Origin of the sequence: Flavobacterium sp. ARAG 55.4 (assembly GCF_051846875.1) — a bacterium.
GTDB lineage: Bacteria > Bacteroidota > Bacteroidia > Flavobacteriales > Flavobacteriaceae > Flavobacterium > Flavobacterium plantiphilum.
The window spans coordinates 50430-63824 of the sequence record NZ_JBPYCT010000012.1; the positions used below are offsets into that span (position 1 = coordinate 50430).

Here is a 13395-nt window from a genome sequence, read left to right on the forward strand (position 1 = left end):
AAATCTGATTAAGTACGACTACTTAATTGGTAACAAAATATTTCTTTTGGAACCAGAATGCTACATTTACCAATGCGATTAAAGCCGGAACTTCCACCAAAGGTCCTATAACACCTGCAAAAGCCTGTCCGCTATTGATACCAAATACACCAATAGCCACTGCTATAGCCAATTCAAAATTATTTCCCGTCGCCGTAAAGGCAATAGCGGTACTTTTAGAATAATCGGCTCCAAAATATTTTCCTGTAAAAAAACTTATGATAAACATAATTACAAAATAAATCACCAATGGAATTGCAATTCGAACCACATCCATCGGAATCTGAACAATTAATACTCCTTTTAAACTAAACATAATTACAATAGTAAACAACAAAGCGATTAATGTTATTGGAGAAATCATAGGTATAAATTTCTGTTGAAACCATTCACTACCTTTAAAGTAAATCAGACTATAACGACTAATGATTCCTAAGGCAAACGGAATCCCTAAATAAACAGCAACACTTTCGGCAATCTGAGCAATACTAATAGCAACTTCAAATCCTGAAAAACCAAAATAAGGAGGCAAAACCGTGATAAATACATAGGCATAAACACTATACAGCACCACCTGAAAAATACTGTTTAAAGCAATAAGGCCTGCTGCATATTCGCGATTTCCTTCAGCAAGGTCATTCCACACCACCACCATAGCGATACATCGGGCCAAACCAATTAAGATGACACCAATCCTATATTCCGGATAGTCTTTTAGAAAAACAAGTGCCAGTAGAAACATCAAAACAGGACCTATAATCCAATTGAGAAACAGCGAAGCAGTCAATATTTTGATATTTTTAAAGACAGCTCCCATTTCTTCGTATTTTACTTTGGCTAACGGAGGATACATCATAAGAATCAATCCGACAGCCAGCGGAATATTAGTTGTTCCGCTGGAAAAGAAATTAATAAACGATCCGCTGGAAGGAAAAAAATTACCAATAAGAACCCCAGAAACCATCGCCAAGAAAATCCAAAGAGTCAGATAACGGTCTAAAAAGCTAAGTTTTTTTCTTTTAAATGCCGGAGCACAATTTGTAACTGACATATTATTTTTTTATTTGTGAAAAAACATAAAAGAGCTCGGTACCAATCTGAATACTTCTTTCTTCGTACTTCTCAGCCTGTTGCGGTATATTATCAAAAGCTTTGGGATCTTCAAAAGTTATTGGAATACGTTTTTCTGCACCTGCAATAAAAGGACAACCTCCGTCGGCCTGAGAACAGGTCATAATTGCAGCAAATTGAGATTGCGGATTAAAGCTATCATCATAGGTTTTAGAAAATCCTATAACGGGATGCGCATTTTCTGAAAATTTAATACTATAAACAGGATTCACTCCTTCTTCAATAATCGTAATTTGGAATCCTTGATTGGTCAAGGTTTGAGCTACCATTGGGAATAAAGCAGTAGCCTCGGTTCCGCCGGAATAGCAAAATACATTTTTAACATCATAATAAGCCGCAGCTGTTTGTGCCCAGACTTGCGATAAATGGCTTCTTCTGGAATTATGGGTACATATTAAATTTAGTCTTATTTCCTGATTGTTGTTTACTTTATTCTGGATAAAATCTACCAAAGGTTGTAATACCAATTTTCGATCTTCAGCTATATTTTCGAAATTAAAATTCTGAATTACTTTTTCAATTTTTGAAAAGAGCTCCGTTTGAGTTGCAGTCATTTTTAATGTTTTGAGTTTAAAGTGAATTTATTTAGCAACAACTGCCTCCAGGTGTACAACTCTGAGATTGAATTGTAATTTCGCCTACTTTTACTTTTTGTTTTTCCTGAGGAATCCCACATTGCTCTACAGCTAAACAGGCAGTCTTTTTGTTTAACAGAATAAAGTTTTTTCCATCAAAGTCTAAATCGTACTTGCCGATTGTAGTTGATTGGTATTCGACTTCTATTTCAGAATCTTCAATTCCCAATATCTTTTCAGATAATGCAATAATATTTAAAAGTTTCGCAGGTTTTAAACGATGCTCAAAATCATTAGCATCCCAAAGCTGAAAATTAACTTTCTTTTCATTTCTGACTATACCTCCACAGTCAATAAATTTTTTATTTATTAGTCCTATTTCAGTTACATGAAAATGTTCCGGAACAGCAGTTCCATTTTCTAACACAAAATCAACATGATTTATACTGCCTAATATATGCTTGATTTCTGATAAGTTCATGACTTTATAATTTTAAATTTAACAACATTGATTAGTATTATCAAAATAACTGTCTAAGCTTTCAAAAAAAGATTTTATTTTTCTAAAACCTTCTTCGTCCAGACAATAACAAATAGCATTTCCTTCAAGATTTCCTTTAATCAAACCTGCATTTTTCAGTTCTTTCAAATGTTGGGATACTGTAGGCTGAGCCAGTGGCAGTTCATTTACAATATCTCCGCAAATACAACTCCTCACTTTAATTAAATACTGTATAATGGCTATTCTGGCCGGATGACCAATAGCTTTAGCCAAGCCGGACAATTGATTTTGCTCTTCTGTAAAATTTTCACTTTTAGTAATACCCATCGTTATATTTTTATATTGCAATATTACGATAATAAAATCAAACTGCAATTTTAATTTTTAAAATAAAAAAACTCCTTTAAAATGAATTCTTTAAAGGAGTTTGTATATGTTAGATTACTTGTTTAGGAATGGCATGAAAACCAATTGATTTAACGCGTTTTTCAATCTCATCAATACTAATTACTTTGTTTGTAAGTACGGTAAATTCTCTGGGAAAAATGGAATTATTAAGTTGTACCTCAGTGATTCCATCCAATTTTAAAAGATTTTCTCTGATTGCCTTTAATTCGCTGTCTTCTTTAGCATCAGTACCAAACACTTTTCCGTGTTCTCCGGGAATAACATTATCTGTCAATAAACTCATGATTTTTATATTTTAAATTAGTACTATTATCGTAGTGACATAGTTTGTATCAGTTAAATTTAAACATTTATCACGGATTAACTTTTAATTACAGTCTCAAATTTTTGTGAATTTTTCGAGTTATATTAACATTCTTTTCTGTTTCTATACTTAGGAACTGCTCTAAAATAAAAAAACCACAACATAAAAATGTTATGGTTTTTTTAGTATTTAAAAAGGAATTACTTTTTAGTCATTGTAAACATTTGAACCATGTTCGTGAATATCTAATCCGTCAATTTCTTCTTCTTTAGTAACTCTTAGTCCCATTAATTTTTTAAGGATAAAAAGGATAATAAAAGTAGTCACCATCGCCCATGCACCTATTGCAACTACCCCAGTTACCTGAACACCTAATTTCTCAAATCCACCACCATAAAGCAAACCTCCATCGGTAGCAAACACACCTACTAGGATAGTACCTAAAGCACCACATACACCGTGTACAGAAACAGCTCCTACAGGATCGTCAATTTTAAGTTTTTTATCAATAAATTCAATAGAGAATACAACGGCTATACCACAAATCAATCCAATCCAGAAAGCTCCCATCGCACTTACAGCAGCACATCCAGCAGTTACACCTACAAGTCCTGCTAAAACACCGTTTAACGTCATTGAAACATCCGGTTTTTTATAAATAATCCAAGTAACAAACATTGCTGCTAAAGCTCCGGCTGCACCTGCTAAATTTGTTGTAATGAATACTCCTGCAACTGCTAAAGCATTGTCTCCAGAAATAGCTAACTGAGAACCCGGATTAAATCCGAACCAGCCTAACCAAAGAATAAACACTCCCAAAGCACCTAAAACAATATTGTGCCCAGGTATTGCGTTTGAAGATCCGTCTGCATTATATTTTCCAATTCTAGGTCCTACCATTGCAGCAGCAACCAAAGAAGCCCATCCTCCTAAAGAGTGCACAACAGTTGATCCCGCAAAATCAGTAAAGCCCATTTCAGCTAACCATCCGCCTCCGTTCCAAACCCAGCTTCCTGAGATAGGATAGATTACTAATGTCATCAATAAAGAGAAAAATAAGTATGTTGTAAATTTTGTTCTTTCAGCAATCGCTCCTGAAACGATAGTTGCAGCAGTTGCAGCAAAAACAGTCTGAAAGAATAAACTGTGCATATCAGCAGCAGAATCAAAGAACAAACTTGGTGTCCCTATAAAACCACTAATTGAATCTCCGTACATTAAAGAGTAACCTATTGCCCAGAAAGCAACACTACCAATACAGAAATCCATTAAATTTTTCATTATAATATTTCCTGTGTTTTTAGATCTTGTAAAACCAGCTTCTACCAAAGTAAAACCAGCTTGCATGAAAAACACTAAAATTCCGCAGATCAATACCCACATTAAGTCTAATACAGCATTCGTATCCATAATATATATTTTTATTAGTTAATTTTAAAAAATGTTTTAGTTAACAGCGTCTGTTCCTTTTTCTTTAGTTCTGATTCGGTATGTCTCAATAACATCAGAAACGAATACTTTTCCGTCCCCTACCATTCCGGTACCGGCAGCATTTAAAATAGCATCGACAGTTCTTTCTAAAAAAGGATCAGAAACAACAATAGAAATGTATCTTCTTTGGATATCAGAAGTACTGTAAGTAATTCCTCGGTATACATGTCCTTCTTTTTCATTACCAACACCGGTAACATCCCAGTAGGTAAAAAAGTTAACCTCAATTTGGTGTAAAGCTTTTTTTACTTCATCAAATTTTGATTTTCGTATCACTGCTTCGATTTTTTTCATAATAAGTGGATTTAAATTGATTTATGGTAAAAGTTTTTTATTGTTTATTTATTTATAGTCTTTCAATTATAAATTTTGGTTTAAATTTTCTACTTGTTTTTCGGATTAGCTTGTTTTCTCATTTGTAATTTAGTTTTGGTTGAATGTTTTTTAATTTTTACTGCTTTGTCTTTTTTGGAATATTGTTAATATTTTGTTGTTTTGTTATTGATAATGGCGAATTTATTAACTTTTGGTTTAAAAAAGTCAAAGAATTAATATTTTTTGCTCAAAATCCGAAAGAATTATCAATAACCGAAAATCAAATCAAAATAATAGATAAAATTTAATTTCAACTTATGTATTTTGATTTATTCACAATATATTTTGAATAGACACCCTTAAAAAATAGGGGTATTATATAATTTTAACACTTAAAAAAGAGCAAAAAATACAATTTTAAACATAAAAACACGTTTTGAGTCAAAAAAAATAGGGTACAGAGCAAAATATTTAAAAAAACAAGCTTTTCTATTAAAGCAAAAAAAAGAGCAGCTCTGTATATAAAAACAAAAAAAATGCTCATATAAGAAAACGTTTTTAAAAGCAGTTTGTTTAAGAAGCAAACAATAAAAGCAAAAAAACATATTACAGAGTAATCGATACAAACAGAGAATTGATTTCCGTTTTTTTAATCTCTTTAATTTATTACAAAAAAAAGAAACCCTTTCAGTCAGAGACTAAAAGGGTTGTGTAAATTATTTAAAAAAATGAAATTATAGTTTTGGCATATTGGTAACCAGCGTTTCAATAAACTTACTGATAGGACCTTTTACCATCATGGCCATCATGGGATTAAAACTTCCTTCGAAATCTAATTTTACAGCACTTGAATTAGCAGAAACACGATCAATAACAGTTATAAGAGTAAAAGGCACTTTATCAGATGCAGAACCAAAGACAATTTTATTGGGAGCCATCTTTTCTTTAATCTTCAATTGAATTTCAGGCATCCCTTTTAATCCAAACAAAAAAGAATCTTCTCCGATAACTTCAAACTTAGCAATGTTTTCCGGCATCAGTTTTTCAAAATTCTTCATGTCAGTCAACAATTCAAACAATTCCTCTGCCGATTTTTCAACGTTAACTTTTGGACTTTCTAAGTTCATGATTGTTTTATTATTTAGTCTCTACTTGTCCCCAAGTCGAAGGAGTAACACTCCATTCTCTTAAAGTTTTTTCTTCTTTTTCAGTAATGTAACTTTTAGCCACAGCCAAATTCAGTAGATTCTGATAATTACTTAATGTATATAAATCTAATTTTGCTTTTTTAAAATTTTCTTCAGCAACATCAAATCCATACGTAAATATAGCCGCCATACCTTTAATATTTGCTCCTGCTGCACGTAAAGCTTCAACAGCCAGTAAACTACTGTTCCCGGTACTAATTAAATCTTCAACCACTACAACATTCTGCCCTTTTTGCAGGAAGCCTTCCACCTGATTCTGGCGACCGTGTTTTTTAGGTTCAGGACGAACATACACAAAAGGCAACCCCATGCTTTCGGCAACGAGCATACCTATACCGATAGCTCCTGTAGCAACACCGGCAATTACATCTGGTTTCCCAAATTGTTTCTCAATATTTTTTGCAAATTCATCTCTGACATAATTTCGTATGCTTGGAAATGAAAGAATTAGACGGTTATCACAATAAATCGGTGATTTCCATCCGGAAGCCCATGTAAAAGAATTTTCAGGATTCAATTTAATTGCATTTATTTGTAAAAGCAATTCGGCTGTTTTTTCGGCTGTATCTTTATTAAAAATCATAGTACAAATGTATAAAGTTTTTGTTAACGACAAACCACTTTTTTTGACAAATAAAATCTCCAGAGAGACAGATTTTCAGTTGTTTTTATTAGAAAGTATTGATATCAAGCAAATTATAATCAAAATCTTTCAAAATAAAATTCAAAAAGCCTATCTCTACCATCCTGATGAGAAAGAGATTATGAAAACTCTAAAATCTAAAATCCCTGTAAACAAAGCCGGCGGAGGCTTAGTTTATAATAAAAAGGGAGAGGTTTTATTTATCTTTCGAAATGGAAAATGGGATTTACCTAAAGGCGGTGTCGAAAAAAAGGAAGAAATCGAACAGACCGCTATGCGTGAAGTAGAAGAAGAAACCGGAGTGAATCAGTTACGAATTACCAATAAATTACAAAAAACCTATCATGTTTTTAAACGTAATGGTGTTTATAAATTAAAAGTTACCCATTGGTTTGAAATGCATTCTGATTTTGAAGGAACACCACAGGGACAACTCGATGAAGGCATTGAAAAAGTAGCCTGGATTCATCCTGATGCAATTCCCGAGATCCTGAAAAACTCCTATGAAAACATCAAACTATTATTTGAAAAAGAAGAAGAATTAAAATTGTAATTTTATCAGGACAAAGCAGATTGCCAAATAAATGATTTCAACTAACGATTAAATATATTTAACTATGGGATTATTTTCAGCATTACTTGGAAACGCAGGAACGGTCAGCCAGGAAGATTTACTAAAAGATTACGGAAAATTATTAATTAATGGCGAAGAAATTGAACTGGGTTTTAAACTTATCCGGGACGTATTTATTTTCACCAACAAAAGGCTTATTTTAGTTGACAAACAAGGTTTAACAGCAAGTAAAGTCGAATACAAATCAATTAGTTATAAAAGCATTTCAAGATTTAGCATTGAAACCGCCGGGACTTTTGATTTAGAAGCCGAATTGAAAATCTGGGTTTCCAGTGAACAAGTTCCAAGCATCAGAAAACAATTCAACAAATCAGTGAATGTGTATGATGTTCACAATGTTTTAGCAACACACGTTTTAAAATAAAGACTTCTGATATTTTTTTTTTACAGAAAATGAAAAAGCTATCTTAAAGTTACTCACTTCAAGATAGCTTTTTGTATAATTTAAGCCTGATTATCTGGAATAATTTGGAGCTTCTTTAGTAATCGTAACATTATGAGGGTGACTTTCAGAAATTCCGCTTGAAGTCAAACGAACAAAACGTCCCGTTTCCTGTAATGTAGCAATATCTTTAGCACCACAATACCCCATTCCGGCACGAAGTCCACCAATAAACTGCAGCATGCTTTCGTTTAATTCCCCTTTGTAAGGTACACGACCTACAATTCCTTCCGGAACTAGTTTCTTCACATCATCTTCTACATCCTGGAAATAACGGTCTTTAGAACCTGTTTGCATTGCTTCCACAGAACCCATTCCTCTGTAAGATTTGAATTTTCTTCCTTCAAAAATAATTGTTTCTCCCGGAGATTCTTTAGTACCGGCTAAAAGCGAACCTAACATTACACAATCAGCTCCTGCCGCTATCGCTTTAGGAATATCTCCTGTATAACGAATTCCACCATCAGCAATTACAGGAACACCTGAGCCTTTAATAGCTGCTGCTACTTCTAAAACAGCAGAAAACTGAGGGAATCCAACACCTGCCACAATACGGGTAGTACAAATAGAACCAGGTCCGATTCCTACTTTTACTCCATCGGCTCCATTTTCAACTAAATATTTGGCAGCTTCCGGTGTAGCAATGTTTCCAACAATAACATCTAAATCCGGAAATTGTGCTTTAACTAATTTCAAAACATCTACCACACCTTTAGTATGTCCATGAGCGGTATCAATAATAACAGCATCAACACCAGCATTTACTAAGGCTGTAGCTCTTTCAACGGCATCGGCAGTAACACCTAAAGCTGCAGCTACACGTAAACGTCCAAATTTATCTTTATTAGCATTTGGTCGTTGATTTAATTTAGTAATATCTCTAAACGTAATCAGACCTACTAATGTGTTATCTTTATCTATAACAGGAAGTTTTTCAATTTTATGTCCCTGTAAAACAACTTCTGCCTGCTCCAATGAAGTTCCTTCGGCAACCGTAACCAGATTTTCACTGGTCATAACTTCAATAATTGGTCGGGTACTGTTTTTTTCGAAACGCAAATCACGATTGGTAACAATTCCTTTTAATTTTTGATTTTCATCAACAACCGGGATTCCACCAATACCGTATTCCTTCATTGCTGATTTAGCATCCGCTACAGTAGCGCTAAGTGGCAAAGTAACCGGATCGATAATCATACCTGATTCGGCACGCTTTACTTTTCTTACTTTAGCAGCTTGCTGCTCAATAGTCATGTTTTTATGTAAAACACCAATTCCTCCTTCTTGAGCCATAGCAATTGCCATAGAACTTTCGGTCACGGTATCCATAGCTGCAGATACAATAGGAACGTTAAGCGTTATGTTTCTTGAAAATTTTGTTTTGATACTCACTTCGCGAGGAAGCACATGCGAGTAATTAGGAACTAATAATACATCATCGTAAGTTAAACCTTCTCCGATAATCTTTGAGTTGTGTGCTATCATGTTGCAATTTCTAGTTGAATTGCGTGCAAATATAGCAAATTATTTTGACTTTTTATAATTCAAAATCCAATTTATTTAACAGTTGCTTATACTTATTATCAATAAGGGGGTTCATTACTGTCTTTGAAAATAAAATTAAATCCAAATTGGAACGAAAGACTATTCGCCTTAGAAACATCACGATATTCTAATAAATTATCAGCCATAAAATACATATTGAACTTTCCTAAATTAGCTGACAGTCCCAATCCTACATTCGTATAAGAATATGAGTCTAAGGTATAAGTTGCTTTAAGATGTAATTGATCAGAAATATGCCGCTGATAAAATCCCGTCAATGCAGTTATAGGAGTTCGGGGTGTACTCATCACAAAAAGCTGAGCCCCTACAGCATCCTTATATGTTTTTTCTCCGGATACACAAAGACAATCTTCATCAGCAGCTCTTCCAAAAGAGTATTGATAAGAAGCATTTAATTTTACAGGACGCCAGGTAGTATATTTATTGTATAAAGTATCTAAAGGAATCGCTTCTCTAAAATCATCATAAACGCTCTCCGGATCATTGGTATTTGAGAAATCAGGATTAATCCCTTCGTAGTTGTAATACCCTTTCAAGGTATAATTTTCAATGTCTTTGCTATGATTTACAAATCCTACATCAAGAATACTGGCTGTAATCTGAGTATTCTTTTTAGGATAATAAGTAAAACCTAAGTCAAAACCTAAACCCATATCTCCGCCAAACAATACTTGTTTCTGAATATCTCTGGCTATATCTCCCTCATATTCATCTGCTATATATTTTGAAATTCCTGAAGTTTTCAATTCCAGATTTGAATTAATTATCTGATTATAAACCGTGGTATTCGAATTAGTAGTAATTATGGAACCTGAATTTTGTGTAGAAGTTGCATTAAAACTGCTAAAATAAATTTTACCTCTTGCTCCTACTGTTAATTTATCGGAAACATTTTTATGAAATCCCAAATGCAAAACGGTAAGGACTTCAGCTTTTACACTTAAATCAGCCAGATTAAAAGATTTCCCAATATAATTCTGATTACCGTCTAAAGCTAAAATAGCCAGATCTTTTGGCATATAAGCAAACAAATCAAACTCCTGATACAAACCAAAAGAAAGATATCCTTTATTATCCAGCCAGTCTCCAAGTTTTATTCCACCATTAAGAATTTCTATTTGTTCGTTTACCGCTGCATGATCGCGTCGGCTGGTTGAATACACCACATTTCTTAATTTCTGATTGAAATCGACTCCGTCATTGGCAAACAAATCATACGCTGAAAATCCGGATGAAGCGGCTTTAAAGGAAAAACCGGAAAGTAAAGGGATACCAAAATAATATTTGTATTTAAAATCGGCGCCGGGATTTGTCATTAACGATTGCGGAACTGACGTAAAATTATATAATAATTGTTTGTTTTGTGAGAAACAATTTAGCGAAATTAAAAAGAAACCAACCACAACAATTTTTCTCATTCTATTTCTAAATATACGGTTGCACTGGAACGTAACTGTAAATTTCCTGTGGTATTTGGGGTAAAAGCCTGACCGGACTTTACCGACAATGCAAATTGAAGTTTTCGGGTATTTTTGAGCAATTGTAATTTAGCATTTTCAAAAATCTCCGTTTTGCTGACTATAATTGGCGCTGCTGTTGAAGCAGGAATATTAAAAGGGATAGTGTACAAAACCTTATCATCATTATTCAGCATAACAATATCGGCTTTAAAAGGCCTGTTTATAGTATTTGTAATTTCAAAATAACAATCTGCTTTTTGTAAATAATCATTGAGATACCTGTCTCTGAAAATATCAAAATCCTGAGAGTCAAAAACCAAATCATATTCTGAACCATCATCAGCCAGAAAATCAGTAGCTGCCACATTAAAATAGCTCAGATTTCCTTCGACTACAGGTTCTAATTTCAAATCATTAGCCTGATCAAAATTTAAATCACTTGAACAGGAAAAAGAGCACATTATCAAAAATGCCCAACACGTTATTTGAAAGAGATAATATTTTTTCAGCATAAGAATTCAAATACTTTCAGACTAAGAGAACGAAAATCAGAAAGTTTTATTATAAAAATTCATAATTAATAAAAAGAACCAAATAACTTTGAAGCCTCATTATAAGCACTTTCAAAACTCAGAGGATTCAGTTTTATATTTTCCTTATTAGCGGTAAAATAAGATAATAATTTTTCTGTTGGCATATTCCCTGTCAGTTCATCTTTAGCCATAGGGCATCCACCAAAACCCTGAATTGCACCATCAAATCGACGACATCCCGATTGATGAGCGGCTTCAATTTTTTCAAACCATTTATCATAAGTAGTATGTAAATGAGCTCCAAATTCCATCTGAGGATATGCCGGTATTAAATTCGAAAACAAGTACCGTATAACTTCCGGAGTTGAACTTCCAATTGTGTCGGACAGCGAAAGTATTTTAACTCCCATTGCGGCTAATTTTTCTGTCCACTCCCCTACAATATTCACATTCCATGGATCTCCATAAGGATTCCCAAACCCCATAGATAAATAAGCAACAACCTCTTTATTGTTCTTAGATGCTATTTCCAGAATTTCCTGTAAACTCACAATTGATTCTGCTATGGTTTTATGAGTATTACGCATCTGAAAATTTTCGGAAATAGAAAAAGGAAAACCTAAATACTGAATTGCTTCAAATTGCGCTGCTATCTCAGCCCCTTTTGTATTAGCAATAATTGCTAATAATTTACTTTTAGTTTCTGACAAATCCAATTGATCTAAAACCGCCGCGGTATCCTGCATTTGCGGAATGGCTTTTGGAGAAACAAAACTTCCAAAATCAATGGTATCAAACCCCACTCGCAATAAAGACTGAATGTACGCCACTTTCTTCTCGGTAGGAATAAAAGTTTTAATGCCCTGCATGGCATCACGTGGACATTCTATAATTTTTATTGGTTCCATAGATTTCAAAGATACTAAAACTTGCAAAGTGGCAAAATTTAGAACTCATAAAAAAAGCGTAACCTTATTAAGAATTACGCTTTTACTTTTATCTTTTTTTGAGTTAGTTTACATCCTGCTCAAAATCTTTTTATTGATAGCTTTTACTAAGGCCGGACCTTCATAAATAAAACCGGTGTAAAGCTGTACTAAGCTGGCGCCTGCATCTAACTTTTCAATAGCATCTTCAGCCGAATGAATTCCTCCCACTCCAATAATTGGAAAGGCTTTATTGCTTTTTTGAGAAAGAAAACGAATTACTTCAGTAGAACGTTTGCTTAACGGTTTTCCTGATAATCCGCCCATTTCGGCTTTATTTTCTGACTGTAAACCCTCACGCGAAATAGTCGTATTGGTTGCAATTACACCTGCAATTTGAGTTTCTTTTACAATATCTATGATATCCAATAATTGCTCATCGGTCAAATCAGGAGCAATTTTAAGCAAAATTGGTTTTTGTTTTGGCTTAGCCAGATTTTTATTTTGTAAAGTCTGCAACAGCTGTGTCAGTGGCTCTTTGTCTTGCAAGGCACGTAAATTTGGCGTATTAGGCGAACTTACGTTTACCACAAAATAATCCACATAATTATACAGCGCATCAAAACAGATTTCGTAATCCGAAGTAGCTTCTTCATTAGGAGTTACTTTATTTTTACCAATATTCCCCCCTATTAAAACTCCCGGATTTGATTTTAATCGTTCTACGGCTTCCATTACGCCACCGTTATTAAATCCCATACGGTTGATAATTGCTGAATCTTCTCTTAGTCTGAACAAGCGTTTTTTAGGATTTCCTTCCTGACCTTTTGGCGTTAAGGTACCAATTTCAATAAAACCAAAACCAAAATGAGACAATTCCTTGTATAATTTGGCATCCTTATCAAAACCCGCTGCAAGTCCAACAGGATTTTTAAATTTTAAACCAAAGACTTCCGTTTCTAATCTTTTGTCATTAACAACATACAATGATTTATAAATAGCCGAAAAACCAGGGATTTTAGAAGTAATACGAACTAATGAGAATGTAAAATGATGTATTTTTTCCGGATCAAAACAAAAAAATAGCGGTCGGATAAGCTGTTTATACATAGGATTTTAATTTGTGGTGCAAAAATAGAATTATATAAACGAATAAGAAATAATTGGTCTGCTTTTTTTAAGAACTCATTCTACTATTTTTTAAATTAAAATTAACGA

General features: G+C 33.6%; 16 protein-coding genes. 2 read left to right on the forward strand and 14 right to left on the reverse strand.

The window, feature by feature from the left end:
- Positions 1-22: 22 nt before the first annotated feature.
- The 9 genes from arsB to pyrE all read right to left on the reverse strand — a co-directional run bounded on the left by arsB (position 23) and on the right by pyrE (position 6556).
- Entirely contained in the window at positions 23-1090 is a 1068-nt protein-coding gene (gene arsB / locus ACSV4D_RS13635) for an ACR3 family arsenite efflux transporter (RefSeq protein ID WP_439228693.1), read from the reverse strand.
- 1 nt (position 1091) lies between these two features.
- On the reverse strand, positions 1092-1724 hold the full coding sequence (locus ACSV4D_RS13640) for a low molecular weight phosphatase family protein (RefSeq protein WP_439228694.1): 633 nt from the start codon (positions 1722-1724) through the stop codon (positions 1092-1094).
- Between the two features lie 31 nt (positions 1725-1755).
- Entirely contained in the window at positions 1756-2226 is a 471-nt protein-coding gene (locus ACSV4D_RS13645; RefSeq protein ID WP_439228695.1) for a DUF6428 family protein, read from the reverse strand.
- Between the two features lie 18 nt (positions 2227-2244).
- Positions 2245-2574, reverse strand: coding sequence for an ArsR/SmtB family transcription factor (locus ACSV4D_RS13650; protein WP_408082511.1), 330 nt, complete (start codon positions 2572-2574; stop codon positions 2245-2247).
- Between the two features lie 109 nt (positions 2575-2683).
- Entirely contained in the window at positions 2684-2938 is a 255-nt protein-coding gene (locus ACSV4D_RS13655) for a heavy-metal-associated domain-containing protein (protein ID WP_408082512.1), read from the reverse strand.
- Positions 2939-3166: 228 nt separating this feature from the next.
- Positions 3167-4369: an ammonium transporter gene (locus ACSV4D_RS13660; protein WP_408082513.1), complete on the reverse strand. Its 1203-nt coding sequence runs from the start codon at positions 4367-4369 to the stop codon at positions 3167-3169.
- Positions 4370-4405: 36 nt separating this feature from the next.
- Positions 4406-4744, reverse strand: a complete 339-nt coding sequence (locus ACSV4D_RS13665) for a P-II family nitrogen regulator (protein ID WP_408082514.1) — start codon at positions 4742-4744, stop codon at positions 4406-4408.
- A gap of 755 nt (positions 4745-5499) precedes the next feature.
- Positions 5500-5892 carry an SRPBCC family protein gene (locus ACSV4D_RS13670; RefSeq protein ID WP_439228696.1) on the reverse strand — a complete coding sequence of 131 codons (393 nt, stop codon included), beginning with the start codon at positions 5890-5892 and terminating at the stop codon, positions 5500-5502.
- A 10-nt stretch (positions 5893-5902) separates the two neighbouring features.
- On the reverse strand, positions 5903-6556 hold the full coding sequence (pyrE, locus tag ACSV4D_RS13675) for an orotate phosphoribosyltransferase (RefSeq protein WP_408082516.1): 654 nt from the start codon (positions 6554-6556) through the stop codon (positions 5903-5905).
- Positions 6557-6563: 7 nt separating this feature from the next.
- Here pyrE and ACSV4D_RS13680 point away from each other — a divergent pair, with 7 nt between their 5' ends.
- Positions 6564-7169 carry an NUDIX hydrolase gene (locus ACSV4D_RS13680; protein ID WP_439228697.1) on the forward strand — a complete coding sequence of 202 codons (606 nt, stop codon included), beginning with the start codon at positions 6564-6566 and terminating at the stop codon, positions 7167-7169.
- Between the two features lie 64 nt (positions 7170-7233).
- Entirely contained in the window at positions 7234-7614 is a 381-nt protein-coding gene (locus tag ACSV4D_RS13685) for a PH domain-containing protein (RefSeq protein ID WP_408082518.1), read from the forward strand.
- A gap of 90 nt (positions 7615-7704) precedes the next feature.
- Here ACSV4D_RS13685 and guaB read toward each other — a convergent pair whose 3' ends face one another.
- From guaB to ACSV4D_RS13710, 5 genes are all read right to left on the reverse strand, one after another.
- Positions 7705-9177: an IMP dehydrogenase gene (gene guaB, locus ACSV4D_RS13690; RefSeq protein WP_439228698.1), complete on the reverse strand. Its 1473-nt coding sequence runs from the start codon at positions 9175-9177 to the stop codon at positions 7705-7707.
- A 98-nt stretch (positions 9178-9275) separates the two neighbouring features.
- A complete protein-coding gene (locus tag ACSV4D_RS13695; protein ID WP_439228699.1) occupies positions 9276-10676 on the reverse strand; it encodes a DUF5723 family protein in 1401 nt (466 codons plus the stop codon).
- Positions 10673-11179 carry a hypothetical protein gene (locus ACSV4D_RS13700; RefSeq protein WP_439228700.1) on the reverse strand — a complete coding sequence of 169 codons (507 nt, stop codon included), beginning with the start codon at positions 11177-11179 and terminating at the stop codon, positions 10673-10675. Before ACSV4D_RS13700 ends, ACSV4D_RS13695 begins: the two co-directional genes overlap by 4 nt.
- A 116-nt stretch (positions 11180-11295) precedes the next feature.
- A complete protein-coding gene (locus ACSV4D_RS13705; RefSeq protein WP_439228701.1) occupies positions 11296-12159 on the reverse strand; it encodes a hydroxymethylglutaryl-CoA lyase in 864 nt (287 codons plus the stop codon).
- 108 nt (positions 12160-12267) lie between these two features.
- Positions 12268-13287 (reverse strand): quinone-dependent dihydroorotate dehydrogenase, encoded by a 1020-nt coding sequence (locus ACSV4D_RS13710; RefSeq protein WP_439228702.1) that lies wholly within the window; start codon positions 13285-13287, stop codon positions 12268-12270.
- Positions 13288-13395 lie beyond the last annotated feature (108 nt).